The organism is Streptomyces sp. NPDC059355 (genome assembly GCF_042752335.1).
GTDB lineage: Bacteria > Actinomycetota > Actinomycetes > Streptomycetales > Streptomycetaceae > Streptomyces.
This window is the reverse complement of sequence record NZ_JBHYXN010000012.1, coordinates 15,373-41,479: the sequence shown is the minus strand read 5'-3', so window position 1 is coordinate 41,479 and position 26,107 is coordinate 15,373. Positions and strand designations below refer to the sequence as shown.

The 26,107-nt window shown below is 72.7% G+C and carries 22 protein-coding genes; 11 read left to right on the top strand and 11 right to left on the bottom strand.

Translation table 11 applies throughout. The annotated features are described in order from the left end of the window. Positions 1–59: 59 nt before the first annotated feature. Positions 60–479: a peptidoglycan-binding protein gene (locus ACFXGI_RS14290; RefSeq protein WP_384705848.1), complete on the bottom strand. Its 420-nt coding sequence runs from the start codon at positions 477–479 to the stop codon at positions 60–62. Between the two features lie 484 nt (positions 480–963). Here ACFXGI_RS14290 and ACFXGI_RS14285 point away from each other — a divergent pair, with 484 nt between their 5' ends. The 6 genes from ACFXGI_RS14285 to ACFXGI_RS14260 all read left to right on the top strand — a co-directional run bounded on the left by ACFXGI_RS14285 (position 964) and on the right by ACFXGI_RS14260 (position 8,907). Beyond that, on the top strand, positions 964–5,061 hold the full coding sequence (locus tag ACFXGI_RS14285; RefSeq protein ID WP_384705846.1) for a NocE: 4,098 nt from the start codon (positions 964–966) through the stop codon (positions 5,059–5,061). A gap of 136 nt (positions 5,062–5,197) precedes the next feature. Next, positions 5,198–6,271: an N-acetylmuramoyl-L-alanine amidase gene (locus ACFXGI_RS14280; RefSeq protein ID WP_384705844.1), complete on the top strand. Its 1,074-nt coding sequence runs from the start codon at positions 5,198–5,200 to the stop codon at positions 6,269–6,271. A gap of 165 nt (positions 6,272–6,436) precedes the next feature. Further along, positions 6,437–7,363 carry a helix-turn-helix domain-containing protein gene (locus ACFXGI_RS14275; protein WP_384705842.1) on the top strand — a complete coding sequence of 309 codons (927 nt, stop codon included), beginning with the start codon at positions 6,437–6,439 and terminating at the stop codon, positions 7,361–7,363. A gap of 254 nt (positions 7,364–7,617) precedes the next feature. Then, a complete protein-coding gene (locus tag ACFXGI_RS14270; protein ID WP_384705840.1) occupies positions 7,618–8,010 on the top strand; it encodes a peptidoglycan-binding protein in 393 nt (130 codons plus the stop codon). An 82-nt stretch (positions 8,011–8,092) separates the two neighbouring features. Further along, positions 8,093–8,488 (top strand): peptidoglycan-binding protein, encoded by a 396-nt coding sequence (locus tag ACFXGI_RS14265; protein ID WP_384705838.1) that lies wholly within the window; start codon positions 8,093–8,095, stop codon positions 8,486–8,488. A gap of 5 nt (positions 8,489–8,493) precedes the next feature. Further along, positions 8,494–8,907 (top strand): peptidoglycan-binding protein, encoded by a 414-nt coding sequence (locus ACFXGI_RS14260; RefSeq protein WP_384705836.1) that lies wholly within the window; start codon positions 8,494–8,496, stop codon positions 8,905–8,907. Positions 8,908–8,968: 61 nt separating this feature from the next. On the opposite strand, the gene ACFXGI_RS14255 is transcribed toward ACFXGI_RS14260, so the two are convergent. The 3 genes from ACFXGI_RS14255 to ACFXGI_RS14245 form a co-directional block, all read right to left on the bottom strand. Beyond that, positions 8,969–9,532, bottom strand: a complete 564-nt coding sequence (locus ACFXGI_RS14255; protein WP_384705834.1) for a hypothetical protein — start codon at positions 9,530–9,532, stop codon at positions 8,969–8,971. A gap of 110 nt (positions 9,533–9,642) precedes the next feature. Then, positions 9,643–10,047: a RidA family protein gene (locus tag ACFXGI_RS14250; protein ID WP_384705832.1), complete on the bottom strand. Its 405-nt coding sequence runs from the start codon at positions 10,045–10,047 to the stop codon at positions 9,643–9,645. Then, positions 10,044–11,168 (bottom strand): acyl-CoA dehydrogenase family protein, encoded by a 1,125-nt coding sequence (locus tag ACFXGI_RS14245; protein ID WP_384705829.1) that lies wholly within the window; start codon positions 11,166–11,168, stop codon positions 10,044–10,046. Before ACFXGI_RS14245 ends, ACFXGI_RS14250 begins: the two co-directional genes overlap by 4 nt. 139 nt (positions 11,169–11,307) lie before the next feature. On the opposite strand from ACFXGI_RS14245, the gene ACFXGI_RS14240 reads away from it, so the two are divergent. The 5 genes from ACFXGI_RS14240 to ACFXGI_RS14220 all read left to right on the top strand — a co-directional run bounded on the left by ACFXGI_RS14240 (position 11,308) and on the right by ACFXGI_RS14220 (position 15,650). Beyond that, a complete protein-coding gene (locus ACFXGI_RS14240) occupies positions 11,308–12,951 on the top strand; it encodes an AMP-binding protein (protein WP_384705827.1) in 1,644 nt (547 codons plus the stop codon). A gap of 27 nt (positions 12,952–12,978) precedes the next feature. Next, positions 12,979–13,785: a PaaX family transcriptional regulator C-terminal domain-containing protein gene (locus ACFXGI_RS14235; RefSeq protein ID WP_384705825.1), complete on the top strand. Its 807-nt coding sequence runs from the start codon at positions 12,979–12,981 to the stop codon at positions 13,783–13,785. Positions 13,786–13,920: 135 nt separating this feature from the next. Continuing rightward, the gene (locus ACFXGI_RS14230) at positions 13,921–14,298 is read left to right on the top strand and encodes a hypothetical protein (protein ID WP_384705823.1); all 378 of its coding nucleotides are present in this window, start codon (positions 13,921–13,923) and stop codon (positions 14,296–14,298) included. A 42-nt stretch (positions 14,299–14,340) separates the two neighbouring features. Next, positions 14,341–15,180 (top strand): GNAT family N-acetyltransferase, encoded by an 840-nt coding sequence (locus ACFXGI_RS14225; RefSeq protein WP_384705821.1) that lies wholly within the window; start codon positions 14,341–14,343, stop codon positions 15,178–15,180. After that, positions 15,177–15,650: a hypothetical protein gene (locus ACFXGI_RS14220; RefSeq protein WP_384705819.1), complete on the top strand. Its 474-nt coding sequence runs from the start codon at positions 15,177–15,179 to the stop codon at positions 15,648–15,650. The genes ACFXGI_RS14225 and ACFXGI_RS14220 overlap by 4 nt, the downstream gene beginning before the upstream one ends. A 7-nt stretch (positions 15,651–15,657) precedes the next feature. On the opposite strand, the gene ACFXGI_RS14215 is transcribed toward ACFXGI_RS14220, so the two are convergent. From ACFXGI_RS14215 to ACFXGI_RS14185, 7 genes are all read right to left on the bottom strand, one after another. Further along, the gene (locus ACFXGI_RS14215; protein ID WP_384705817.1) at positions 15,658–17,943 is read right to left on the bottom strand and encodes a bifunctional salicylyl-CoA 5-hydroxylase/oxidoreductase; all 2,286 of its coding nucleotides are present in this window, start codon (positions 17,941–17,943) and stop codon (positions 15,658–15,660) included. Positions 17,944–17,947: 4 nt separating this feature from the next. Then, positions 17,948–18,775, bottom strand: a complete 828-nt coding sequence (locus ACFXGI_RS14210; protein ID WP_384705815.1) for an enoyl-CoA hydratase family protein — start codon at positions 18,773–18,775, stop codon at positions 17,948–17,950. 133 nt (positions 18,776–18,908) lie between these two features. After that, positions 18,909–19,922 (bottom strand): ornithine carbamoyltransferase, encoded by a 1,014-nt coding sequence (argF, locus tag ACFXGI_RS14205; RefSeq protein ID WP_384705813.1) that lies wholly within the window; start codon positions 19,920–19,922, stop codon positions 18,909–18,911. Between the two features lie 77 nt (positions 19,923–19,999). Next, the gene (locus ACFXGI_RS14200; RefSeq protein ID WP_030868832.1) at positions 20,000–21,226 is read right to left on the bottom strand and encodes an arginine deiminase; all 1,227 of its coding nucleotides are present in this window, start codon (positions 21,224–21,226) and stop codon (positions 20,000–20,002) included. Between the two features lie 100 nt (positions 21,227–21,326). Continuing rightward, the gene (locus tag ACFXGI_RS14195; protein WP_384705811.1) at positions 21,327–21,794 is read right to left on the bottom strand and encodes a hypothetical protein; all 468 of its coding nucleotides are present in this window, start codon (positions 21,792–21,794) and stop codon (positions 21,327–21,329) included. Positions 21,795–21,991: 197 nt separating this feature from the next. Then, positions 21,992–24,538 carry a polynucleotide kinase-phosphatase gene (locus ACFXGI_RS14190; RefSeq protein WP_384705809.1) on the bottom strand — a complete coding sequence of 849 codons (2,547 nt, stop codon included), beginning with the start codon at positions 24,536–24,538 and terminating at the stop codon, positions 21,992–21,994. Beyond that, positions 24,535–26,022, bottom strand: a complete 1,488-nt coding sequence (locus ACFXGI_RS14185; RefSeq protein ID WP_384705807.1) for a 3' terminal RNA ribose 2'-O-methyltransferase Hen1 — start codon at positions 26,020–26,022, stop codon at positions 24,535–24,537. The genes ACFXGI_RS14190 and ACFXGI_RS14185 overlap by 4 nt, the downstream gene beginning before the upstream one ends. Positions 26,023–26,107 lie beyond the last annotated feature (85 nt).

Genomic DNA, 26,107 nt, shown 5'->3' with positions numbered 1-26,107 from the left:
CGCCCCACCCCCGTGGGGGTGGACGCCCGGCCGGCCGCAAGGCCGGCGGGCCGGGCGGTTCAGACGACGCTGGGGAGGTACTCGTTGCAGTAACCGGCGTTGGTGACCTTGTCGTCGTAGCCGTAGCGCGGGTCGCCGTACCACAGGAGCGCGTAGCCGGTGTCCGGGCCGACAATGCCGTCCACGTCCTTGGGCACGAACATCACGCTCTGGAAGAAGCGGATCGCCTCGTACGTCTGGGGGCCGAACTTGCCGTCCTCGGAGATCTGGCCGTGCGAGCCCGGACGCCCGGTCCAGTTGTGCGCGAAGGCGTAGTTCAGCTGGTGCTGCACGCACCACACGGCGTTCGTGTTGTTCGTCTTGCCGTACCCGATGTACGGGGCGCCCTGCCGGGCCTGTGCCGTACCCGACAGGCTGAGCACGGTCAGGGCGGCCGCGGCGGCGAGGGCGGCGGCCCGTGAAACGGTCTTCTTGAGCATGGCGAACCGGCTTTCGTGAGGAGCGGGTTGGGCATCGGTGCCGGACGGGCTCGGCTGGGCGCCGCCGGACAGCCGGAACACTAGGCCGGTTCCGGCCACGTCCCGGTGTCCCGCCCGTCTCCGGGAAGTCCCGGACCGCCCGTGGGGCGGTCCCGCGGAGGCATGGCCCGTATCCGGCGCGGAGAAGTCCCGCGAACCGGCCCGGGACGGGCGGCCCGTCCCGGGAGGGCCTCGTCCCGTCCCCCCGCCCGGGACGGTGTTCCCGTCCCGCGGACCGGGCTCCGCACGGGACGTCCTGGGGAAGGATCCGGCCCCGAACGGCAGGGCGCGGCCCCTAGATTGCTCGCGTCGGACGGTCCCGGGCCCCATGCGGCCCGCCTTGCCCGTCCTCCCTCCCCGCTCCCCCGCCGAGGCCGGCCCATGCCCGTGACGCGTCATGGCGCCTCACGTCACCTCGGTGCGGACGTCACGGAAGAGAAGACCCTTGAAACGACACAGACGACGGCCCTCGGCCGTCGCCGTGGTGCTCACCACGGCGGCGGCCCTGATGGCGCCGCTCGCACTGCCCGCCCAGGCGGCGCCGTCCGCGCCGGCCGGTTCCGCCGGGCAGGACCCGTCCGCGGCGGCCGCGGACCGGCACCCCGCCGCCGTACCGCCCGGCGACCGGGCCAAAGTGGTCGGCGGCGCCTCGGACCGGGCCTGGACCACGTCCGGGGACGCCTCCGGGTTCCACGTGCTGGTGGCCGACGCGAAGGCGGGCTACCCCTGGAAGACCGCGGCCACCCTCGCCGAGCCGGGATTCGACACCGACACCTGGATCGGCAACGCGTGCGTCACCGCCTCCGGCGAGCGCGCGGTCGTGGCGTACGCACCCCGTACGTTCACCAACAAGCCGGAGCTGATGGCGCGCGGCGCGTTCACCGCCGTGGTCGAACTGACCACCGGCAAGGTGACGAAGCTGCCGGTGCAGGCCTCCCTGTCGTACTTCTCCCCCGGTTGCGGCGAGGGCGAGACGGCGGTGCTCTCCCAGTTCGGCGACGACGGGACGAAGGAGAACGCCACCCGGCTGATCAGCATCGACGCGAAGGCCGGCCGTACGTCGGCCCCGTTGAAGGTGACCGGCCAGGTCACCTCCGCGATCCCCTACGGCGGCGGCGAGATCGTCGCGGCCGAGGGGCCGCAGCTGGTCCGCATCGGGAAGGAAGGCAGCCGGCGTCCCATAGCCCGGGCGGACCGGATCCCCTTCCAGATCACCCGGGACGCGGCCGGCGGCATCACCTTCCTCGACACCGCCGACGGTCCGGACGCGGGCCCGAAGGCGGTCGGCACGGTCAAGCACGTCGACGCCGCCACCGTCCGCTCGACCGGGACCGCCAAGTCCGAGCCGCGGCTGATCGCCTCCGGGCAGCTCGACGCCCTGGACCTGGCGGGGTCGCCCTCCGGCGAGGTCTTCGTCACCGGCAGGGCCGAGACCAAGGGCAAGCTGCCCGCGCACGTCCACAACCCCGGCGGGCTCGGCAAGGGCGCGGTGATGAGTGCCCGCGGCCAGTCGGCCGTCACCAGCCGCTGGGCCCACGGCCAGGACGGCAGCCCGGTCCGGGCCGAAGAGGCCGCCACCGAGCGCACCGTCGTCAACCAGGTCAAGGTGCTCGGCACCGGCAGGAGCGTCGAGCTGGAGGCCGCTCCCGGCGCCGATGCCGTGGCCCCGGCCCGGCTCGCCGACGGGCTCGCCCCCTCCCCGGCCCTGCGCTCCCCGGCCGGGCCGGCCGGCGCTCCGAAGGGTCCGCCGGCCCCGCAGGGCGCGCGCAAGAGCCCGTTCGCGGCGGCCGCCGTCTCCGGCGCCGCTGCGGCAGCGGCCCCCTCGGCGCACGACCCCGTCGAAGCGGAGCGCACCTGTGCAGTACCGCGGGGGGACGTGCGCAAGCAGGCCTTCCAGCCCACTCCGCGCCAGGTCGAGTGGGCCGTGGACCAGGCCGTGATCATGGGCCTCAACCAGCACGTCAACCGGCCGCCCAACTGGAAGGGCACGGGCATGGCGGGTTACAACCCGCAGCTCCTATTCCCGCTGCGCGTGCTGAGCGGCGACCCCAACGGCTACATCGACAAGGCCGACGAGTGGCACATCCCGGCGCAGATCCTGCTGGGCATCACCGCTCAGGAATCCAACATGTGGCAGGCCAGCCGGTACGTCGTCCCGGGTGCCACGGGCAATCCGCTGATCGGCAACTACTACGGCATCGACTACGCGCCCAACGGCACGCAGGGTGACCCGTGGGCCGTCAACTGGGCCAAGGCCGACTGCGGTTACGGCATCACGCAGATCACCGACGGCATGCGGCTGCCGGGCCACGACCAGCCGGCCATGTCCGTCGTCCAGCAAGAGGCCGCGGCCCTGGACTACACGGCGAACATCGCCGCCGGCGCCGACAAGCTCGCCGAGAAGTGGAACCAGACCCGCGACGCCGGTCTGACCGTCAACAACGGCAAGCCGAAGTACATCGAGAACTGGGCCTTCGCCCTGTGGGCGTACAACGCGGGCTTCTACCCGCAGTCCGACGCGGCGAAGAACAACGGCACGTGGGGGGTGGGCTGGACCAACAACCCGGCCAACCCACTGTGGAAGGCGAACCGCACCCCCTTCCTGGAGTCGACGGGCGGCCAGGACGACTACTCGCACGCCTCCCACCCGCAGGACTGGCCCTACCAGGAGAAGGTGATGGGCTGGGCTGCCCGGCCGCTCTCGGCGATGTTCAAGCCCGGCACGATGGGGGTCGCCTACCGCCAGGCCTGGTGGACCGACTGGACGTTCCGCACCGGCGGCCTCCACCCGCCGGAGGGGCTGTTCTGCAATGCCTCGAACGAGTGCGACCCCGCCAAGATCGGCCCGAACGACAAGAACGAGCCCGGGCTCGGCGCCTGCACCCGTGCCGACCTGCACTGCTGGTACCACCAGCCGGTGAAGTACCTGGACTGTGACAGGAACCAGTGCGGGCAGGCGACGCACCGCTTCGACGCCACCTACCCGGAGCAGCCGGACGAGGACTCCTCCTACCCGCCGCGGTGCAGCAGCGGCCTGCCCGCCGGTTCGCTGATCGTCGACGACCTCCCGAACGGCACGCGGCCGGCCGGATCGGACGCCCGCAGCTGCGGCGCGGTCGCCTCGTCGGGTTCCTTCGGCTTCGACTTCAACCTGTGGAACGGGACGTATCCCGGAAAGATCGACATGCACCAGATCGGCGGCGGCTACGGCGGCCACTTCTGGTTCTCCCACACCCGTGACACGGCCGACGCGGACGGCGGCCGGCTGCTGACCACCGGCACCTGGACGCTGGGCCAGAACATCCCCGGCAGCGGCTGGGCCCGGGTGATGGTGCACATGCCGGACCACGGCGCGCAGACCCGGCAGGCCAAGTACGTGGTGTACGGGACGGATTCGACCAGCCCGGTACGGGTGGTGCCGCAGCGCACCCGGGAGAACCGCTGGGTGGACCTGGGCGTGTTCCACTTCACCGGCACGCCCAAGGTCTCGCTGAGCACGCACGCCGACGGAGGCAACGGCACCGAGGACGTGGCATGGGACGCCGCGGCCTTCCAGCCGCTGCCCGGCAAGCCGGCCGACTCCGTCGTCGCCCTCGGCGACTCGTACTCCTCCGGTGAGGGCGCGTCCGTCTCCGGCGGAGCCGACTACTACAAGGAGACCAACTACCGGGACACCGCGAACGGTGCCACCCGCGACGCCTGCCACCGCTCCACGCAGGCCTGGTCCCGGCAGGCCGCGCTGCCCGGCGCCACCACCTCGATCGGCGCGCTCGCCGACGCCCGTGACCCCTCGATGGACTACCACCTGATCGCCTGCTCCGGAGCCCGGACGTACAACGTCCTCAGCAAGGCGGACGGCGGCGGGAAGGCGGAGTACGGCGAACTCCCGCAGCTGGACCAGGGCTACCTCGACCAGAACACCACGCTGGTGACCATCTCCATCGGCGGCAACGACACGCTGTTCACGCCCATCTTCACCTCGTGCCTGATCACCTCCGAGTTCTGCCAGGCGGACTCGATCGACGACGTCGACGTGAACGGCAACAAGACGGGGAAGAAGACGGGCCCGCTGTCGGCCTACGTCCCCGACCGCATCAAGAACCTGGTGCGCCCTCAGATCGTGAAGACCCTGAAGGCGATCCAGGCACGGGCGCCGCAGGCCAAGATCGTGCTGATGGGCTACCCGCCGCTGCTGGAGAAGGACGGCGGCTGCCTCCCGACCATCAGCACGCTGGAAGGTCCCTGGCTCAACTCCATCGGGGAGACCCTGCTCCAGGAGATGGACGGAGCGGCCCGGGAAGCGCGGGCCCAGGGCGTCAAGGCGTGGTTCTCGAACCCCAAGGAGGCCTTCAAGGGGCAGGCCATCTGCGGATCCCCCGAGACGGTCCACGGCATCGTCATGGACCTGGTCGAGAGCGACACCCCGCAGCTCGACACCAACGTGATCAAGCTCGGCAGCTCGGCGCAGTCCTTCCACCCGAAGATCGCCGGCGCGCGGCACTACGCCGACGCACTCGAGCAGACCCTGCGCACCATGCAGTGACCCGCTGACGACAGCCGTCCCGTGCCGTCCCACGGTCCCGTGGGACGGCACGGGACGCCGGGACGGCCTCCCGGCTTGTCCCGGCGCCTTTCAATTCCTAGCGTTCACCTGCGACTTCTCGATGGAACGGACTCACATGACCACGCCGACGGCACGACCGCTGCTCCGCCGACGCACCCTGCTGGCCGGCGCCCTGTCCCTGGGGGCGGCACTGGCCGCGCTGGGCACGGCCGGACGGGCGCGGGCCGCAGACGGTCCGCTCGTATCCGGCTGCGAGGCCTGGGGCGCGCGGGCGCCGAAGAGCCCCGTGAAGGTGCTCGAAGCCCGGCCGCAGAGGATCATCGTGCACCACACGGCGACCGCGAACGTGGCCGAGTACGGGCAGGACCGCGCCTACGCGCTGGCCCGCGCCATGCAGACGTACCAGATGGACACCGAGGGCTGGATCGACACCGGGCAGCACTTCACCGTCAGCCGGGGCGCGTTCGTCACCGAGGGCCGGCACGGCAGCCTGGCCGCGCTGGACGGCGGCCGGCAGACCGTCGAGGCCGCGCACTGCACCGGCCAGAACACGGTGGCCATCGGCATCGAGAACGAGGGCACGTACACCACCGAGGAACCCCGCGCCGAGCAGTACGCGGCGCTCGTCGGCCTGTGCGCCCGCATCTGCCTCCAGTACGGGCTGCAGCCGTACCAGATCTACGGACACCGGGACTTCAACAACACCCAGTGCCCCGGCGACCGCCTCTACGCCCTGCTGCCGCAGCTGCGCGCGGACGTGGCGGCCCGGATCGGCGGCGACCCGGCGGCTCCCGTGTGGCCGCTGCTGCGTACGGGCGATGTGAACGAGCGCGTACGCGTCCTGCAGTGCCTGCTGGTCCAGCGCGGGGCGGCGCTCACGCCGGACGGCTCGTTCGGGCCGGCGACCGACGGCGCGGTGCGCGCCTTCCAGAAGCAGATCGGCGCCGGCATCGACGGGGTGGCGGGGAACCAGACCTGGAACCAGCTGTGCGCGCCGGTGGCGCAGGGAGCGGCCGGGGAGGCGGTGAAGGCGGTGCAGAGCCGGCTGTCGGCACTCGGCTTCCCGACGACGGCGGACGGGGCGTTCGGGCCCGGTACCGCGGCCCGCGTGGCGGCGTTCCAGGCCTCGCGCGCGCTGCCGCAGGACGGGGTCGTGGACGCCCGGACCTGGAGCCGGCTGCTCGCCTGACATCCGTGTCGGCAGGCACTGCGAAAAACCTGTCCTGACCATGGCCCCCCGGGAGTTGGGTCCCGGGGGGTCGCAGTCATGAGCACGCCACTTCGTGGCTGATACTGTTCCCCGCGGCCAACGGCCGGGGGGACGGAATGAGCACGAAATGGGGGACCCACCTTGATGGCAGGGGGATCAGGGGCGGCCGGCGGGGACGCTCCGAGAGGCGACCTGTTCGCCGAAATGCGGCGGATCAAGGACGCATCGCAGCTGAGCTACAACCGCCTGGCGGACAAGACGCACTACAGCCGTTCCTCTTGGGAACGGTTCCTCAACGGCAAGCAGGTCCCGACCCGTATCGCGGTCGAGGAGTTCGCGGCCGCGGCCGGGGCGGACCCCGAGCCTCTGCTCGAACTGCTCGAGCTGGCCGTCGTACGCGATGAGGCGCCGGCGGAGGAGCCCGCGGTCCGGGCTCCGGAGCGCGCGAGGCCGGGTACCTCCGTCAAGCCGACGACGGTACGGACGGCCCCGGATCCGGATCCGGTCCCTGAAGGAGCCGTCCCCGCAGGGCGGTTCGCCTGGTCCAGGATCCTGCGCACGGCGGCCGGCGTCCTGGCGGGCGCCCTGCTGGGCAGCCTGCTGACGGTCTTCCTCATCGAACCGGCCGACGCGGGCACCGCCCAGGGCTCCACCGCCGGGGCGAAGGGCTCGCCCTCCGCCACACCCGCCCAGGCCCGCCCGAGCGGGCCGGTCAAGGTCGGCTGCAAGAGCGACACCTGCATGCGCCGCGAACCCCAGGCGGAGGACTGCCAGTGGGACGCGGTCACGGTGCGCCAGACCTTCCTGCGCGGCATGAGCATCCAGTTGCGCTACAGCGAGGCCTGCCAGGCGGTGTGGGGGCGCGTCGAGAACGGCAACATCGGGGACACGGTCATGATCCAGGACAAGCGCAACTCGTCCGACGAGGCCACGATCCGGATGGAACACGACACCTACACGCGGATGCTGGCCGTCACCCCGGACGCGACGTGGGAGACCATCACCATCTGCGGGGCGATTCCCAGCCAGAAGGAACAGGAGTGTTCCCCGCTGGGTGCGATCAAACCCTGACCCCGGAACGGGACAGGGCGGCACGGGACGGCGTCCGGGACACCCCCGGGACGGTACGGGACGGTCGGCGAGGGAGCCCGAAGCGCCCTGCGGCGCCCGGCGGTGCGGTCGGGACGTCCCTGAGACGAGCCCCCGGAAGCCGCTCTGAGCTGGTCGGACGCTCGTCCCTCGCTTCCCAGGACAGGTGGGAAGCGAGAGGCGGACGCGCCCCGTGTGGCAGCTTTTCGATGTCACCAGCGAAGGGCTCTCCCGACATGCGCACACCTCGCCCCACGAAGGGCGTCACTTCACTCCTCCTCGCGGCGGTCTCCGCCGGCGCCCTGTTCGTCTCCGCGCCGGCCGCCCAGGCGGACGACTCCTCGTACAAGATCTGCAAGGACACGTACGGCACACGGCTCTCCCCGAGCGGCTACACCATCCCGCGGTACAACTACTCCCAGGGTGACTCCGACGTCTGCGTCGCGGGACTGCAGGAGCTCGTGTCGCAGTACGGCCTCTCCTCGTGGGAGCAGAGCGGCGGCAACTTCGTCGACGGCGCCTTCGGCGCTCGTACCGCTTCGGCCGTCCGCAGGTTCCAGAGCACCCACCACCTCGACCCCGACGGCGTCGTGGGACCGCGGACCTGGGAGAAGCTCCTGACGGGCTGAGCCCCGCCCCTCCCCGCGCCCGCCTTCTCCTCCTCCCTGCCCGTCTTCCGCTCTCTTCGCCATCGTCAGGAGACGCTCTCCCATGTCCTCGTCGCGCCGCATCCGCCCCCTCACGGCCCTCGCGCTCGCCGCGTCCGCCGTCGGAACGCTGCTGGTCACCGCCCCCACCGCCTCGGCCGGTGACCACCTCGACGCCTGTACCCGCAGCGTCGGCACGCGCACCTCACCCAACGGCTGGTCCATCCCCGCCCGCAACTTCCAGTACGGCTCGTCGGGTGCGTGCGTGCGCGAGATCCAGTTCGACATCGCCTCCACCATCGGCGTCGCCCCCGCCGACTGGCCCGGCTTCGTCGACGGCATCTTCGGATCGAAGACCGACGACTACGTGAAGGAGTTCCAGCGCCAGTCCCGCCTGACCCCGGACGGCGTCGTCGGCCCCAGGACCTGGGAGGCGCTCATCTCCCGGACCACGGACTGATCGCCATGACGGACAAGGCAGCGCGTCGGCGCACGTTCCGGGCGGGCGCGGTCCTCGCGACGGCCACGGCCCTCCTCGGCGCTCTGGCCGCCGTCCCCGCCCAGGCCAGTTGGCTCGGTGACCTGCAGGCGTGCAAGAACGCCTACGGCTCCGAGCACTACATGGGCTGGGACATCCCCATGGTGGTGCTCGCCAAGGGCTCGTCCGGGGTGTGCGTCCGGGAACTCCAGGAGGAGCTGCTCGAGGCCGGAGCGGTCGGGAGCGAGGACCGGCCCAACTTCGTCGACGGCGACTTCGGCCCCAAGACGTACAAGGCGGTCGTCGACTTCCAGCGCAGGGCCTCGGTCAACGGAGGCGCGGACGGCGTCGTCGGGCGCTACACCTGGCACCACCTGATCGCCACGGTCTACTTCGACTAGGGACGGCGACGAGCCTTGCCCGCCGATCGGCGGGCAAGGCTCGTTTTCCGTGCTGCCGGAGCTATCGCCCTCCCCCGCCGCCACCGCCGTTGCCTCCGCCGCCGTTACCCCCGCCGCCGCCGCCGTTACCCCCGCCGCCGTAACCGCCGCCGTTACCGCCACCGCCGCCGCCGCTACCGCCGCCGTCGTGGCCGCCGCCACCGCCGCCACCGCCACCGCCGTCGCCGCCGCCATACCCACCGCGACCGGATCCGTTGTCGCTCCAGCCGTTGTCGTGGCCGCCGCTCCAGTTGTTGTCGTTGCGGTTGTCATGGCTGGAGCGGCTGTCGTCCCAACGGCCGTTGTTCCAGTTGCCGTTCCAGTTGCCGTTCCAGGCGTCGTTGTGGCGGCCGCTGTTCGGGTCGTTGTCCCAGCACCAGCTGGGGCGGTCGTTCCAGTTGTGCCAGCGGGCGGAGTCGCAGCAGTCACGCCAGTTGTTGCTGCCGCGCCAGTCGTCGGAGCACCATCCCGAGTTGTTCTGCTGGGTCTGGGGAAGACCCGCGGCAACCGCCCCTCCGACAGGCATCAGGCCGAGCGCGACGCCCGCGGCTCCTGCCACGATCGTCGCGGTGATGACACGGCGCATGACCATGCACCTCCGAGGATTGAGACATTCCTTACAAAAAGGTCATTTCCACCCTCACCCCTCTCTCGCCCTCTGTCAAAAGCACCTGGTCAGCGATCCGGCAACTTGGGTCAGGCCGTTCCGAGTACGGCGATACCGTCCAGTTCGACCAGGGCGGGCTCGTCCCAGAGCCGTACGACCCCGATGACCGCCATGGCCGGGTAATCGCGGCCGGCCAGCCGACGCCAGATGCGGCCGAGTTCGGGGGCGTGGACGCGGTACGCCTCCACGTCGACCGTGTAGACGGTCACCCGGGCCAGGTCCGCCGGGGTGCCCCCGGACGCGGAGAGGGCGGTCAGCAGGTTGCCCAGCGCGCGTTCGAACTGCTCGGGCAGGGTCTCCCCGACCACCTTGCCCTCGGCGTCGAGTGCGGTCTGGCCCGCCAGGAAGACCAGCCGGGAGCCGCTCGCGGCCACGGCGTGGGAGAAGCCCGTCGGCGGGGAGAGTTCCGCCGGATTGATCCGCTCCGGACTCATCGGTAGAGCTCCTTCGCGATGATCGTGCGCTGGACCTCGCTGGCACCCTCGTAGATCCTCGGGGCCCGGACCTCCCGGTACAGGTGCTCCAGCAGGTGGCCGCGCTGGAGGGCGACGGCCCCGTGCAGCTGGACCGCGTGGTCCACCACGTACTGGGCCGTCTCCGTCGCGAGCAGCTTCGCCATCGCCGACCGGCGCGGGACGTCCGCCGAGCCGGCGTCGTACGCGCCCGCCGCCGCGTACACCAGGAGCCGGGCGGCTTCGGTGCGGGTGGCCATCTCGGCCACCCGGTGGCCCACCGCCTGGAGGTCGCCCAGCACCCCGCCGAAGGCGCGCCGCGCCGCCGTGTACGCCAGGGTCGCGTCGAGGGCGGCCCGGGCCATGCCGACGGCGAAGGCGCCCACGCTCGGCCGGAACAGGTTCAGGGTGTCCATCGCGACGCGGAAGCCCCGGCCGGGTTCGCCGAGCAGGTCCTGCGGGCCCACCGGGACCCCGTCGAAGGACAGCCGGCCGATCGGATGCGGGGAGAGCATGTCGAGGGGCTCGCCCGAGAGCCCGGGGCGGTCGGCCGGGACCAGGAAGGCGGTCACCCCCTTGGCCGCCGGGCCCTCGCCCGTCCGGGCGAACACCGTGTAGAAGTCCGCCTCGGGGGCGTTGGAGATCCAGCACTTCTCGCCGCTGAGCCGCCAGCCGCCACCGGCCTCCCCGCCGCCGTCCCGTACGGCCTCCAGCGCCAGCGCCGCCGCGTCCGAGCCCGCCCCCGGCTCGCTCAGCGCGAAGGCCGCCACCGCCCGCCCGGCCCGTACCTGCGGCAGCCAGCGCGCCCGCTGCTGCGGCGTGCCCGAGCGCAGCACCGGATGCGCCCCCAGGCCCTGCAGGGCCAGGGCCGTCTCCGCCTCGGTGCACCCGTACGCGAGGGATTCACGGAGCAGGCACAGCTCCAGCGCCCCCGAGGTGAAGACCCGCTCCAGCAGGCCCAGCTCGCCCAGCGCCGCGAGCAGCGGGCGGTTGACCCGCCCCGGCTCCCCCTTGTCGGCCAGCGGCCGCAGCCGGTCCGCCGCCAGCGCGCGCAATTGCCCGCACCACTCCTCTTGTTCCGCCCCGAGCGCGAATCCGGTCATCCGAACATCCCCGCTTCTATCGCGTCCTGTTGACTGCCGTCACCATCACGATACGCTCGTAGCGCACCCGCACGGCCTGCTCCGCCACTTCGGTCCCCCACCCGGGGTGCCGCTGTCGTTGCAAGGGGGCGAACCCGCCTTGGAGCTCAAGCCTTCCGCCCACGCCGACACCTTCGCGCGCGACCATCTGCCGCCACCGCACGCCTGGCCGCGGCTCGTCTTCGAGCTCCCCGAACTGGCCTACCCGGACCGGCTCAACTGCGGCGCCGAGCTGCTCGACGCCACCATCGACCGGTTGGGGCCCGACCGCCCCGCCTTCCGCAGCGGATCCGGCGAGGTGTGGTCGTACGGCGGGCTGCGCAAACGCGTGGACCGCATCGCCCACGTCCTCACGGCCGACCTCGGCGTGGTCCCCGGGAACCGCGTGCTCCTGCGCGGCCCCACCGGCCCCTGGCTCGCCGCGTGCTGGCTGGCGGTGATGAAGGCCGGCGCGGTGGCCGTGACCGTCCTCGCCCAGCAGCGCGCGCAGGAGCTGGCCACGGTCTGCGCGATGGCCCGGGTGCAGCACGCGCTGTGCCACGTGGGCGTGGTCGACGATCTGGCCAAGGCCGAGGTGCCCGGCCTGCGGATCACCCCGTACGGCGGCGAGGGGGCGGACGACCTGCTCCGGCTGGCCGAGCACCACGAGGCGCCGTTCCGGGCCGTCGACACCTCCGCCGACGACGTGGCCCTGATCGCCTTCACCTCGGGCACCACCGGCCGGCCCAAGGGCTGCATGCACTTCCACCGCGATCTGCTCTCCGTCGCCGACACCTTCTCCCGCAACGTGCTGCGGCCCCGCCCCGACGACGTCTTCGCGGGCAGTCCGCCGCTCGGCTTCACCTTCGGCCTCGGCGGCCTCGTCGTCTTCCCGCTGCGCGCCGGCGCCTCCGCGCTGCTGCTCGACCAGGCGGTCCCGCGCCGGCTCCTGCCCGCCCTCGCGCAGCACCGCGTGACGGTGCTGTTCACCGCGCCCACCGCGTACCGGACGATGCTGGACGAGCTGGGCCCCCACGACGTGAGCACGTACGACCTCTCCGCGCTGCGCCGCTGCGTCTCGGCCGGTGAGAACCTCCCGGCGGCCACGTGGCAGGCCTGGTACGAGCGCACCGGGCTGCGGATCATCAACGGCATCGGCGCCACCGAGCTGCTGCACATCTTCATCTCCGCGGCCGACGAGGACATCCGCCCGGGGACGACGGGCCGCGTGGTGCCGGGCTGGCAGGCGCGGGTGGTGGACGCCTCCGGCCGCCCGGTCGCGGACAACGAGCCCGGGCTGCTGGCCGTGCGCGGCCCGGTGGGCTGCCGGTACCTGGCCGATCCGCGGCAGGAGGAGTACGTACGGGACGGCTGGAACCTGACCGGGGACACCTACGTCCGCGATGCGGAAGGCTATTTCCGGTACGTCGCCCGGGCCGACGACATGATCGTCTCGGCGGGGTACAACATCGCGGGCCCGGAGGTGGAGGAAGCCCTGATGCGCCACCCGGACGTGGTGGAGGCGGCGGTGGTGGGCCGCCCGGACGAGCGACGCGGGCAGATCGTGGTGGCGTACGCCGTCGCCCGGGAGGGCACGGCGCTGAGCGAGGAGGAGCTGCGCGTGTTCATGCGGGCGGAACTGGCCCCGTACAAGTGCCCGCGCGCCTTCGTCTTCCTCCCGGCCCTCCCCCGGACCGCGACCGGCAAACTGCAGCGGTTCCGGCTGCGCGACGGGGGGAGCGTCCTGCCGGCGGGCCCGGCCTGACCGGCAAGACACCCATAGAGTGAACCCGTGGTCGAGCAGCACACTCCGCGATCTCTGATCGTCACGTTCTACGGCGCCTACGGGCGGGCCTTCGAGGGTCCGGTCCCGGTGTCCGCGCTGGTCCGCCTGCTGGGCGCGGCCGGTGTGGACGCCCCGTCGGTCCGCTCGTCGGTGTCCCGGCTGAAGCGGCGCGGCTTCCTGCTGCCCGCGCGCGCCGCGGACGGCTCGGCGGGGTACGAGCTGTCCGCGGAGGCCCGGCAGCTGCTGGACGACGGCGACCGGCGGATCTACGGGGAGCGCGGTGCGCAGCCGGCGGGGGAATGGCTGCTGGCGGTGTTCTCCGTACCGGAGCAGGAGCGGCACAAGCGGCATCTGCTGCGCTCGCGGCTCGCAGGCCTGGGCTTCGGCGCGGTGGCGCCGGGGGTGTGGATCGCGCCGGCCCACCTGTACGAGGAGACCGGGCACACCCTGGACCGGCTGCACCTGACGGCGTACGTGGAGCTGTTCCGCGGCGGCCACCTCGGCTTCGCCCCGACCGCCGAGGCGGTGGCCCGGTGGTGGGACCTGACCTCGCTGGCCAAGCAGCACGAGGAGTTCCTGGACCTGCACGAGCCGGTGCTGCGCGCCCTGCAGTCGGGCCCGGCGCCCACCGCGGAGGAGGCCTACCGCGGCTACCTGCTCGCGCTGGACACCTGGCGGCGCCTCCCGTACGCCGACCCGGGGCTGCCGCGGGAGCTGCTGCCCTCGGACTGGCCGGGCGACCGCGCGGCGGCGGTCTTCACCGAACTGCACGGCCGGCTGCGGGACATCGGGGCGGGGTTCCTGGAACCGTAGGCGGCGCGGGGCGCGTCACGTCGGGGTGTGACGCGAAACGATCTTCCTCCCGAGACGCCGCCCCTGCCCCCGCACCCACCGCAGGTCCAGCCGCCGGCCGGTTCCCCGCCGCCCGGGTTCGGGCCGCCGCCCACCATGGCGGGCCATCGGGTGCGGTGGCAGGGCGTGGTGGCCTCGGCGCTGGGCGGCGCCGTCGCCGGCTACCTCGCACACGACCTGGCCGCCGGCGCCCGCGCCTACTGCGACGCGGGCTGGGAGGCGGGCGGCAAGTTCGAGCTGTTCTTCGAGATGCTCCTGCTGGTCCCGGGGTGCGCGGTACTCGCTCTGCTGGTCTGGCTGCTCGCCCGGCGCGTGAACCCGGTGGTGGGCGTGGCTGCCGTGGTGCTGGTCCTGTGGGTGGTGGTCGTCTGGTACTTCGCCACGCAGGGCACACTGGCCGGCTACCGCGGGGACTCGGGGCTGTGCGGGCCCGACAACGTGCCGCCGTGGTGGCCGGCCTGGCTGCCCTCGTAAAACCCGCGTGCATGCAGGAACGATCCGGCGCCATCATGAGCCATGACGTGGACGTTCACCCATGACCTGGCGGCCTTTCGGACCGCGGCGGGCCCTGCCGTGGCCGCCGAGCCCGTGGCCAACACCATCCTGCTGACCGTGCTCGACGCGCTGGGGCGGCGCGGGCCGGACGCCTACGGATCCGCCGAGCCCCTCTTCGGCTGGTGGACCTCCGCCGGCGGGGGCGTCGCCGGCGCCCTGCTGTGCACCCCGCCGTACCCGCTGCTGATCGGGGCCCTGCCCGCGCAGGCCGTGCGCGAGCTGGGGGCCGCACTCACCGCCGAGCCGCTGCTCGCCGGGGTGGAGGCGCTGAACGCCCGCCGCCGGGACGCGCAGGCGCTGGCCGCGGCCTGGGGCCGGCTGAGCGAGGTCACCGAGGAGAACCGGCTGTACCGGCTCGCCGGACTGCTCGCCCCGGATCCCGCCCCGCCCGGGCGGGCCCGGACCGCCACCGCGGCCGACCTGCCGCTGCTGCTGGACTGGGCCGGGGCCTTCAAGCGCGAGACCGGGGAGCCGGGCGGCCCTTCCGAGGCCTTCCTGCGCGACCGGCTCTCGTACGGGGGCATGCTGCTCTGGGAGCACGCCGGGACCCCGGTGTCGATGGCCGGGTTCTTCCGCCCGATCGGCTCGGTTTCTCGCGTCGGCCCGGTCTACACCCCGCCGGAGCTGCGCGGCCGCGGGTACGCGGCCGGGGTCACGCACGCGGTCAGCGAGGCGGCGTACGCGGCCGGCGCCTCGGAGGTGCTGCTCTTCACGGACCTGGCCAACCCGACCAGCAACGGCGTCTACCAGCGCCTGGGCTACACCCCGGTGGAGGACCGCATCGAGGTGGCGGTGCTGTGAGCACCCGGGCGGCACCCGGCGCCCGCGACGAGCCCGAAGATCCCCTCGAACCCCTCTGGATGCTGGCCGCCAACGTCGTGCGCTGGCGCCGCCTGGGCGAGGGCGGCCAGGTACTGCGTCCGGGAACGAAGACGTTCGCGGGCGGTGCCCGGGTCTACGTCTTCGACATGCCGGACGGCGGGGACCACTGCCTGGTCGTCGGCCGCCCCCGGCACACGCGGCGCTCCGTGCAGGCGTACGTCCACACCCGCCATCTGCACACCTTCCGGCCGAAGCTGGTGCGCAGCCCGGCCGTACTGCGTGCCGCCGGGTGGTCGAGGTTCTGGCGCGAGACGGCCGCGGCGGAGGCGGCGGAGGCGGCGCGGACACTGGAGCACCGTGCCCGGGAGCTGCGCGGCGGGCGGTGGCCGGACCTGCCGCATCCGCGACCCTGTCCGTGCCACGAGTGCCTGGCGCTCGCCGCCGGGTGAACCCGCTTCAGCCGCGGCCGGTCGGGGGTTTGCGGCTGCCGGCGCGGTACGGGGCGGGCCAGGGGGCGGCCGGGCCCTCGTAGGACTGGTCGGCGGCCGCGTGCAGGGTCCAGTGCGGGTCGTACAGGTGGGGGCGGCCCACGGCGCAGAGGTCGGCGCGGCCCGCGAGCAGCAGGGAGTTCGCGTCGTCCCAGGAGGAGATGGCGCCGACGGCGATGACCGGGACGCCCAGCGCGTTGCGGATCCGGTCCGCGTACGGGGTCTGGTACGAGCGCCCGTACTCGGGGCTCTCGTCCGCCACCACCTGGCCGGTCGACACGTCGATGGCGTCGGCGCCGTGTGCGGCGAAGGCGGCCGCGATGTCCACCGCGTCCTGGGCGGAAGTGCCGCCCGGAGCCCAGTCGGTGGCCGAGATGCGGACGGTCATCGGCCGGTCGGCGGGCCAGACGGCGCGGACCGCGTCGAAGACCTCCAGCGGGAAGCGGAGCCGGTTCTCCAGGGGCCCGCCGTAGGCGTCCGTACGGTGGTTGGTGAGCGGGGACAGGAAGCCGGACAGCAGATAGCCGTGGGCGCAGTGCAGTTCCAGCAGGTCGAACCCGCAGCCGGCGGCCCGTACCGCGGCGGCCGCGAAGTCGGAGCGGATCGACGCGAGGTCCGCTGCCGTGAGCGCGCGCGGGACGGCCGAGACGCCCGGCCGGTAGGGCAGCTCCGAGGCCGCCACGAGCGGCCAGTTGCCCTCCGGGAGCGGGTCGTCCATGCCCTCCCACATCAGCCGCGTCGAGCCCTTGGCGCCCGAGTGGCCGAGCTGGACGCCGAGCGCGGTGCCGGGGGCGCAGGTGTGCACGAAGTCCGCGATCCGGGTCCAGGCCGCGGCCTGCCCGGCCGTGTACAGGCCGGTGCAGCCGGGGGTGATCCGGCCCTCCGGGGACACGCAGACCATCTCGGTCATCACCAGGGCGGCGCCGCCGAGGGCCCGCGCGCCCAGGTGCACCAGGTGGAAGTCCCCGGGCGTCCCGTCGCCGTCCTGCGCGGAGTACATGTCCATCGGGGAGACCACGATCCGGTTGCGCAGGGTCAGCCCGCGCAGCGTCAGCGGGGTGAACATCGGCGGGGTGCGCTCGTCCGGGCAGCCGAAGTCCCGTTCCACGGCCCGGGTGAACCGCTCGTCGCGCAGCCGCAGGTTGTCGTGGGTCACCCGGCGGCTGCGGGTGAGCAGGTTGAAGGCGAACTGCCGGGCGGGCTGGTCGACGTACCCGGCGAGCTCCTCGAACCACCGCATGCTGGCGGCGGCGGCCCGCTGGGTCGAGGCCACCGCCGGCCGGCGGGCGGCCTCGTACGCGGCGAGGGCGGCGGGTACGTCCGGCTCCGACCCCGGCTCGGCGGCGGCCACCGCCTCGGCCACCGCTTCGGCGAGGGCGAGGGCGTCCTCCACCGCCAGCTTGGTGCCGGAGCCGATGGAGAAGTGCGCGGTGTGCGCCGCGTCGCCGAGCAGGACGACGTTGTCGTGCGACCACCGCTCGTTGACGACCGTACGGAACTCGGTCCACGCCGAACGGTTGCCGTGCAGCGGACGCCCGCGCAGGGCCTCGCCGAAGATCTTGGCGCAGCGCGCGGCCGATTCGGCCTCGTCGCACAGGTCGAATCCGGCGGCCCGCCACACCTCCTCGTGCATCTCCACGATCACGGTGGAGGCGTCCGCGGAGTACGGGTAGGCGTGCAGCTGCATGACGCCGTGCTCGGTCTCCGCGATCTCGAAGCGGAACGCGTCGAAGGCGAAGTCGGCGGCGAGCCAGATGTACCGGCAGTGGCCGCTCGTCAGCGTCGGCCGGAAGTGTGCGGCGCCGCTCTGGCGGGTCGCGCTGTGCACCCCGTCGGCCGCGACGACCAGGTCGTACGAGGCCGCCAGGACCGCGGCGGCCGGTGCCGGGGTGCGGAAGCGGAGCCTGACCCCGAGGCCGGCGCAGCGCTCGTGGAGGATCTCCAGCAGTCTGCGCCGGCCGAGGGCGGCGAAGCCGTGGCCGCCGGAGGTCAGCAGCCGGCCCCGGTGGACGACGTCGATGTCGTCCCAGCGCACGAACTCGGCGCCGAGGGCCGCGTAGACCACGGTGTCGGCCTGTTCGATGCCGCCGAGGGTCTCGTCGGAGAGCACCACGCCGAAGCCGAAGGTGTCCTCGGGGGCGCCCCGCTCCCAGACCTCGACCGTGTGTCCCTGGCGGGCCAGCAGCGCGGCGGCGTACAGGCCCCCGGGCCCGCCGCCGACGACGGCGACCCGCAATGCGCTGCCTGCCCGCATGGTGCTACCTGCCCTTCCACTCCGGAGGCCGCTTCGCGGTGAAGGCGGCGTGGAACTCGGCGTAGTCCCGGCCGTTCATCAGCAGGGCCTGGGTGTTGGCGTCGAGCTCGACCGACGCGGCCAGCGGCATGTCGAGCTCGGCGGTCAGCAGTGCCTTGGTCTGCGCGTACGCGAGGGCGGGGCCTGCGGCGAGGTGCGCGGCGAGCTCGGCGGCCCGTACGGCGGCCTTGCCCTCCTCGGTGACCTCGCTGAGCAGGCCGATGCGCTCGGCCTCCGGCGCGCGTACGGGCTCTCCGAGCATCAGCAGCCGGGTGGCGTGGCCGAGGCCGACGACGCGGGGCAGCAGGTACGCGGCGCCCATGTCCCCGCCGGAGAGGCCGACGCGGGTGAAGAGGAACGCGAAGCGGGCGGTGGGGTCGGCGATCCGGAAGTCGGAGGCGAGCGCGAGGACGGCGCCGGCGCCGGCGGCCACCCCGTGCACGGCGGCGATCACCGGGAACGGGCATTCACGGATGGCCCGTACCACCTGGCCGGTCATCCGGTTGAAGTCGAGGAGCTGGGCCGTGTCCATGGCGAGGGTGGCGCCGATGATCTCGTCGACGTCGCCGCCGGAGCAGAAGCCGCGCCCCTCGCCGCCGAGGACGAGGGCGCGCACGGACCGCTCGCGCGAGAGCTCGGCGAGCAGATCGCGCAGGTCGGCATAGGCGCCGAAGGTGAGGGCGTTGAGTTTCTCGGGGCGGTCGAGGGTGACGGTGGCCACGCCGTCCTGCCGGGTCACCCGCAGGTGGCGCCACCGTTCGGTCGCTGCTGTGGAACCGATGAAGGGGCTCACACGATCGACGGTATCACTGCATCGTGACTGCCGTCACAGAAACGCGACACACGGGTGAGGGTGCGCCCCCCTGCAAGGCCGTCCGGTTCACCCTGGCGGCGCCGTCCGCATGACTATGCGGAACTGACTCCGGCTAGACCGCAGCAGGCCCGGCGAGGGTGGCGACGAGCACGGCCTTGATGGTGTGCAGCCGGTTCTCGGCCTCGTCGAAGACGACGGAGTGCGCGGATTCGAACACCTCCTCCGTCACCTCCAGCGAGTCCAGCCCGTGCCGCTCGTGGATCTCCCGGCCGACCTTGGTGCCCAGGTCGTGGAAGGCCGGCAGGCAGTGCAGGAACTTCACGTCCGGGTTGCCGGTCGCGCGCAGAACGCCCATCGTGACGGCGTACGGGGCCAGGGCTGCGATCCGCTCGTCCCAGACCTCCTTGGGCTCACCCATGGACACCCACACGTCGGTCGCCACGAAGTCGGCCTGGGACACGCCCTCGGCGACCTCCTCGGTCAGCGTGATCCGGGCCCCGCTGGCGGCCGCGAGCTCGCGCGCCCTGGACACCACGGACTCGGCCGGCCAGTAGGCCTTCGGCGCGACGATCCGCACGTCCATGCCGAGCAGCGCGCCGGTCACCAGGTACGAGTTGCCCATGTTGAACCGGGCGTCGCCGAGGTAGGCGAAGACGACGCGCTCCAGCGGCTTGGCGCAGTGCTCGGTCATGGTGAGCACGTCGGCCAGCATCTGGGTGGGGTGCCAGTCGTCCGTGAGGCCGTTGAACACCGGCACGCCGGAGTGGGCGGCGAGCGCCTCGACGGCCTCCTGGCTGTCACCCCGGTACTCGATGCCGTCGAACATCCGGCCCAGCACCCGCGCCGTGTCCTTGACCGACTCCTTGTGGCCGATCTGGGAGCTGGCCGGGTCGAGGTAGGTGGTGTGCGCGCCCTGGTCGGCGGCGGCGACCTCGAACGCGCAGCGGGTGCGCGTCGAGGTCTTCTCGAAGATCAGCGCGATGTTCCTGCCCTGGAGGCGGCGCTGCTCGGCGCCGGCCTTCTTGGCCGCCTTGAGGTCGGCCGCGAGCTCGATCAGACCGCGGAACTCGGCGGCGGAGAAGTCGAGCTCCTTGAGGAAACTGCGGCCGACGAGGTCGGTGGCCATGGGGACACTCCAAGGGTCACGCTGACAGGGGATGCTGGAAGTCTATACGATCCTCTGTATTGATATACGGAGGGGCCTCAGACCGGATCCCGCTCCACCGGACAGCTCATGCACCGCGGCCCGCCCCGCCCCCGCCCCAGCTCGCTGCCCGGGATCTCGATGACCTCGATGCCCTCCTTGCGCAGATGGGTGTTGGTCGTCACGTTCCGCTCGTACGCCACCACCACCCCCGGCTCCACGGCCAGCACGTTGCAGCCGTCGTCCCACTGCTCGCGCTCCGCCGCATGCACGTCCTGCGTCGCGGTCAGCACGCGGATCGAGTCCAGCCCCAGCGCCGCCGCGATCGCCCGGTGCATGTGCTCCGGCGGGTGGTCGGTCACCTTCAGCTCCTGCAGACCGGCGCCCGGCTCGATCGTGTAGGAGCGCAGCATGCCCAGGCCCGCGTACTGGGTGAACGTATCTCCGTCCACCATCGTCATCACCGTGTCCAGGTGCATGAAGGCCCGCCGCTTCGGCATGTCCAGCGCGACGATGGTGGTCGCCGACCCGGCCGCGAACAGGCCCCGCGCGAGCATCTCCACCGCCTGCGGCGTGGTCCGCTCGCTCATCCCGATCAGCACCGCGCCGTTGCCGATGACGAGCACGTCCCCGCCCTCGATGGTCGAGGGGTAGTCCGACTGCCCCTGCGACCAGTAGTGGAAGGCCCCGGAGGAGGTGAAGAGCGGGTGGTGCTTGTAGATCGCCTCGAAGTGCACCGTCTCGCGCTGCCGGGCCGGCCAGCGCATGGCGTTGATGGACACCCCGTCGTAGATCCAGGCGGAGGTGTCCCGGGTGAACAGGTGGTTGGGAAGCGGCCCCAGCAGGAAGTCGTCCAGCTCCATGGCGTGGAAGCGGACCGACACCGGCTCGGCGTGCCGCTCCAGGAACTCGCGCTTGGTCATCCCGCCGACCAGCGCCTCGGCCAGCCCGGTCACCGGCAGCTGGTCGAAGACCGCGCGCAGGTGGTCGGTGGCGAGCGGCCCGTACTCCTTCTCGTCGAACACCCGGTCCAGGACGAGGTGCCTGGCCTCCGGGATCTCCAGGGCCTCGCACAGCAGATCGCCGAAAAGGTGCACCTCCACACCGCGGTCGCGCAGGACATCCGCGAAACCGTCGTGCTCCTGGCGCGCCCTGCGCACCCACAGCACGTCGTCGAAGAGCAGTGCGTCCTTGTTGCTCGGTGTGAGCCGCTTCAGCTCCAGGTCCGGCCGGTGGAGGATGACGCGGCGAAGCCGCCCGGTCTCGGAGTCGACATGGAATCCCATGGCATACACGTTCGCAGACCGGACGGCTTTTTGACGTGGCGTTCGCTCAGGAGATCGAGCGGAACCGGCAGCCCCCGCAGGCCCGGCGGCTCCCGCGGGATCAGCGCAGACCGAGGAGTGCCGCCGGGGTCCCGACCAGCTCCGGGGTGGTCAGGCCCAGCTTGGGCGCGGTCAGGTTCGGGATGCCGTAGTTGCTGCCGTCCGGCATCGTCAGCGGGGCGCCGACGATCGCACCGGGGGTGCGGGCGAGCAGGTTGGTGGCCGGGGACGCCAGCGTGCCCTCGCCGTCCGTCTTCGGGTCGCCGAGCAGGTTCGGCACCGGCGCGCCGACCAGGGTGTCGCCGAGCTCGGTGCTGACCGGCAGCACCGGGAGGACCGGGCTGGGGAGCAGGTCCCCCGAGTGGTAGCGGGGCGCCTCCGGGGCGCCGACGACGGGCACCGGCACCGCGGTGGCCACGCGCGGGGTGTCCACGCCCAGCGTGGTCTTCACGGCGTCCAGCGGGACACCCACCGGCACCGAGTCGGCCACGGCCGGGGTGGCCGCGCCGGCCGCGGCCATACAGGTCATGAGTGCCGCAATGCTTCCGCGCGCGGTCATCTTCATAGGTGACGTTCCGTCCTTCCAGGTTCGCGGACATTCCGCTGCCCTGAATGAACGATCCCGCCGGTGGTTTTCCCGGCGTTCTTCGGGAAAGTTCCCCCATACGACCTAATTCACGGCCGTACAGGGGCCTCACCTTTACGGCTCTGCCGACCTGCCTCCGCTCACAACCGGGGGTCGACCGGCTCCGATTCGAGGGCGAGCACCGCGAAGACCGCCTCGTGCACCCGCCACAGCGGCTCCTCGCCCGCCAGCCGGTCCAGGCCCTCCAGCCCGAGCGCGTACTCGCGCAGGGCGAGTGAGCGCTTGTGCCCCGGGAACCGCCGGCGCAGCTTCTCCAGCTGCTCCGGACGCGTGTACTCCGGGCCGTAGATGATCCGCAGGTACTCGCGCCCGCGCACCTTGACCCCGGGCTGGACCAGTCGGCCCTTGCCGTCGCGGGCGTACGCCTGGAGCGGCTTGACGACCATGCCCTCGCCGCCCGCGGCCGTCAGCTCCAGCCACCAGTCGGTGCCCGCCCGTACGGAGTCCTCGTCGGCGGTGTCGACCAGGATCCGGCCCGTGCGGCGCAGCAGCCCGGTGCCGGCGGCCTCGTCCGCGGCGGCGAGCCGGTCCAGCCAGAACAGCTGCTCGTCGTGCGGTACGGCGGCCAGCGCGCGCCCGGCCGCCGCCAGCAGCTGGAACGGCGCGAACCGTACGCCGTCCAGCCCGTCGGTGGTCCAGCAGTAACGCCGGTACGCCTCGGTGAACCGCTCGGCGTCGGCGGCCCGGTCCCGCTGGCGGGCGAGCAGGCCTCCGGTGTCGACGCCCCGCCCGGCGGTCGCGGCCAGCGCGCCGAGGGCGTCCGGGAAGACGGCGCGGGAGGCCGCGCCGACGGCCGCGTACTGGTTGCGCAGCAGGCCGGTGGACTTCAGGGACCAGGGCAGCAGCTCCCCGTCCAGCAGCAGCCAGTCGGTGCCCAGTTCCTCCCACAGACCCGCGTCGGCGATGGCGCCCCGGAGCCGGGTGAGGACCTCCTCGGTGACCTCGGGGTCCTGGAAGAAGGGCCGTCCGGTGCGGGTGTAGACGGAACCGGTCGGGCCCTCGACGCCGAAGCGCTCGCGGGCCGCCTCGGCGTCCTTGCAGACGAGGACGGTGGCCCGGGAGCCCATGTGCTTCTCCTCGCACACGACTTGGGCGATGCCGTCCTTGCGGTACTGGGCGAAGGCCTCGGCCGGGTGCTCCAGGTAGCCCTCCTCCTGCGAGGTGGCGGTCGGCGCCATGGTCGGCGGCAGGTACGGGACCAGCCTCGGGTCCACCGCGAAGCGGCTCATGACCTCCAGGGCCGCCGCCGCGTTCTCCTCGCGCACGGTGACGTTGCCCAGGTGCCGGGTCTCGACGATCCGGCGCCCGTGGACGTCGCCCAGGTCGAGCGGGCGCCCCTCGTGTCCGCCCGGCGCCTCGGCGGCGAGCGGCTTGACCGGCTCGTACCAGACCTTCTCGGCCGGTACGTCGACCAGTTGGCGCTCGGGCCAGCGCAGGGCGGTCATCTTCCCGCCGAAGACGGCGCCGGTGTCCAGGCAGATGGTGTTGTTGATCCAGGCCGTGTTCGGGACCGGGGTGTGGCCGTAGACCACGACCGCCTTGCCGCGGTACTCCTCGGCCCACGGGTAACGCACGGGCAGGCCGAACTCGTCGGTCTCGCCGGTGGTCTCCCCGTAGAGGGCGTGCGAGCGGACCCGGCCGGAGGTGCGCCCGTGGTACTTCTCGGGCAGGCCGGCGTGGCAGACCACCAGCTTGCCGCCGTCGAGCACGTAGTGGCTGACCAGGCCGCGGATGAACTCCCGTACCTCCTGGACGAACTCCTCCGGCTCGTGGCCGAGCTGCTCGATCGTCTCGGCGAGCCCGTGGGTCCGCTGGACCTTGGAGCCCTTGAGATGGCGGCCGAGCTTGTTCTCGTGGTTCCCGGGCACGCACAGGGCGTTGCCGGAGCCGACCATGGCCATCACCCGGCGCAGGACGCCGGGGCTGTCCGGGCCGCGGTCGACGAGGTCACCGACGAACACGGCGGTGCGGCCCTCGGGGTGGACGCCGTCCTCGTACCCGAGCTTGCCGAGCAGGGTCTCCAGCTCGGAGGAACAGCCGTGGATGTCACCGATGATGTCGAAGGGGCCGGTGAGGTGGGTGAGGTCGTTGAACCTCTTCTCCAGCACCACCTCGGCGGCCTCGGCCTCCTGCGGAGTGCGCAGCACGTGCACCTTGCGGAAGCCCTCGCGCTCCAGTCCGCGCAGCGAGCGGCGCAGGTCGCGCCGGTGCCTCTGGATGACGGCGCGGGGCAGCCCGGCCCGGTCGGGGCGGGTGGCGTTGCGTTCGGCGCAGACCTCTTCGGGCATGTCGAGGACGATGGCGATCGGCAGGACGTCGTGCTCGCGGGCGAGCTGCACCAGCCGGCGGCGGGCCTCGGCCTGCACGCTGGTGGCGTCGACGACGGTCAGGCGGCCGGCCGCGAGGCGCTTGCCGGCGATGTAGTGCAGGACCTCGAAGGCGTCACGGCTCGCACTCTGATCGTTCTCGTCGTCGGCGACGAGGCCCCGGCAGTAGTCGGAGGAGATGACCTCGGTGGGCTTGAAGTGCTTGCGGGCGAAGGTGGACTTCCCGGATCCGGTGGCCCCGATCAGGACGACGAGGGACAGGTCGGTGACGGGGAGCACGCGCGTGCCGTTGGTGGTCATGCGACCTCACCCTCCTTCTGGGTATCGGTCTTCCGGGTATCGGCGTCGATCCGAGTGAAAACGGCCATCTGGGTGGGCGGCCCCACCTCGGGGTCGTCCTCGCCGACGGGCACGAAGGCGGCCTCGTACCCGTGGCGGCCGGCCACGGATGCGGCCCAGCCCCGGAACTCCCCGCGGCTCCACTCGAAGCGGTGGTCGCCGTGCCGGACGTGCCCGGCGGGCAGGGTCTCCCAGCGGACGTTGTATTCGACGTTGGGGGTGGTGACGAGGACGGTGCGGGGGCGGGCCGCGCCGAACACCGCGTACTCCAGGGCGGGCAGCCGCGGCAGGTCCAGGTGCTCGATGACCTCGCTGAGCACGGCCGCGTCGTAGCCGGCCAGCCGCTTGTCGGTGTAGGCGAGCGAGCCCTGGAGCAGCTGGACGCGGCTGCTCTGCTTCTCCCCCATCCGCTCCAGGCGCAGCCGCTTGGCGGCCGTGCCGAGGGCCCGCATGGACACGTCGACTCCGACGATCTCGGTGAAGGCCGGCTCCTTGAGGAGGGCCTGCACCAGCTGCCCCTGGCCGCAACCGAGGTCGAGGACCCGGGCGGCGCCGGCGGCGCGCAGCGCGCCGAGGATCGCCTCGCGCCGCTGCACGGCGAGCGGCACGGGCTTCTCCTCGGTGTCACGGTTCGCGTCCACGGCGTTGTCGAGCTCCTCGACCTCGCTGCCGTCCGCCTCGGCCAGCCTCAGCAGCTCCAACCGGTCCAGGGCGTCGCGGGTCAGCCCTTTGTGCCGGGCGAGATAGCGTGCGCTGATCAGCCCGTTCTCGGGGTGCGCGGCCAGCCAGCCGTCTCCGGCGCGCAGCAGCTTGTCGACCTCGTCGGGTGCGACCCAGTAGTGCTTGGCGTCGTCGAGCACGGGCAGCAGGACGTAGAGCTGCCGCAGGGCGTCGGCGAGCCGCAGCTCACCCTCCAGCACGAGCCGTACGTACCGGGAGTCCCCCCACTCGGGGAACTGCTCGTCGAGCGGTACGGGTTCGGCCCGTACGAGGTCCCAGCCGAGCGGATCGAAGAGCCGGTGCACGAGCTCCACCCCGCCGCGCGCGGGCAGCGCCGGTATCTCGATCCGCAGCGGACGGGCCTGCTCCGGCAGCTCGGGGCGGGCGGCGCACCGGCCGCCCAGCGCACTGCGGAAGACGGAACCGAGCGCGACGGCGAGCAGCGAGGAGGCCGCGTACGGCCGGTCGTTGACGTACTGCGCGAGCGCGGCGTCGGGCGCCCCGCCCCGCCCCTTGCCCTGCCCGCGCCGCACGAGTGCGACGGGATCCACCTCCAGCAGCAGCGCCGCCGTACACCGTTCGTCGGCGGCCTCGGGATAGAAGACGTGGGCGACGCCGTGGGAGGTGGAGAACGCCTGCACCTTCCCAGGGTGCTTGTGCAGCAGAAAACCCAGATCGGTAGCCGGGTGCTCAGCACTGCCAGTGGTGGAGATCGTCAGGAACATGCAGCTCAGCATGGATGCCGCCGTCGCCGGGGGCCACTGGATTTCCCCCTGCGTGCGCCCGCCGCGGCGCCCGCGGATCCCGATT

What these genes read in the sequence shown, in the direction of transcription:
- ACFXGI_RS14290 (WP_384705848.1), bottom strand. Translation starts at nt 479, where the DNA reads ATGCTCAAGAAGACCGTTTCACGGGCCGCCGCCCTCGCCGCCGCGGCC.
- ACFXGI_RS14280 (WP_384705844.1), top strand. Translation starts at nt 5,198, where the DNA reads ATGACCACGCCGACGGCACGACCGCTGCTCCGCCGACGCACCCTGCTG.
- ACFXGI_RS14275 (WP_384705842.1), top strand. Translation starts at nt 6,437, where the DNA reads ATGGCAGGGGGATCAGGGGCGGCCGGCGGGGACGCTCCGAGAGGCGAC.
- ACFXGI_RS14270 (WP_384705840.1), top strand. Translation starts at nt 7,618, where the DNA reads ATGCGCACACCTCGCCCCACGAAGGGCGTCACTTCACTCCTCCTCGCG.
- ACFXGI_RS14265 (WP_384705838.1), top strand. Translation starts at nt 8,093, where the DNA reads ATGTCCTCGTCGCGCCGCATCCGCCCCCTCACGGCCCTCGCGCTCGCC.
- ACFXGI_RS14260 (WP_384705836.1), top strand. Translation starts at nt 8,494, where the DNA reads ATGACGGACAAGGCAGCGCGTCGGCGCACGTTCCGGGCGGGCGCGGTC.
- ACFXGI_RS14255 (WP_384705834.1), bottom strand. Translation starts at nt 9,532, where the DNA reads ATGCGCCGTGTCATCACCGCGACGATCGTGGCAGGAGCCGCGGGCGTC.
- ACFXGI_RS14250 (WP_384705832.1), bottom strand. Translation starts at nt 10,047, where the DNA reads ATGAGTCCGGAGCGGATCAATCCGGCGGAACTCTCCCCGCCGACGGGC.
- ACFXGI_RS14245 (WP_384705829.1), bottom strand. Translation starts at nt 11,168, where the DNA reads ATGACCGGATTCGCGCTCGGGGCGGAACAAGAGGAGTGGTGCGGGCAA.
- ACFXGI_RS14230 (WP_384705823.1), top strand. Translation starts at nt 13,921, where the DNA reads ATGGCGGGCCATCGGGTGCGGTGGCAGGGCGTGGTGGCCTCGGCGCTG.
- ACFXGI_RS14225 (WP_384705821.1), top strand. Translation starts at nt 14,341, where the DNA reads ATGACGTGGACGTTCACCCATGACCTGGCGGCCTTTCGGACCGCGGCG.
- ACFXGI_RS14215 (WP_384705817.1), bottom strand. Translation starts at nt 17,943, where the DNA reads ATGCGGGCAGGCAGCGCATTGCGGGTCGCCGTCGTCGGCGGCGGGCCC.
- argF (WP_384705813.1), bottom strand. Translation starts at nt 19,922, where the DNA reads ATGGCCACCGACCTCGTCGGCCGCAGTTTCCTCAAGGAGCTCGACTTC.
- ACFXGI_RS14200 (WP_030868832.1), bottom strand. Translation starts at nt 21,226, where the DNA reads ATGGGATTCCATGTCGACTCCGAGACCGGGCGGCTTCGCCGCGTCATC.
- ACFXGI_RS14195 (WP_384705811.1), bottom strand. Translation starts at nt 21,794, where the DNA reads ATGACCTGTATGGCCGCGGCCGGCGCGGCCACCCCGGCCGTGGCCGAC.
- ACFXGI_RS14190 (WP_384705809.1), bottom strand. Translation starts at nt 24,538, where the DNA reads ATGACCACCAACGGCACGCGCGTGCTCCCCGTCACCGACCTGTCCCTC.
- ACFXGI_RS14185 (WP_384705807.1), bottom strand. Translation starts at nt 26,022, where the DNA reads ATGTTCCTGACGATCTCCACCACTGGCAGTGCTGAGCACCCGGCTACC.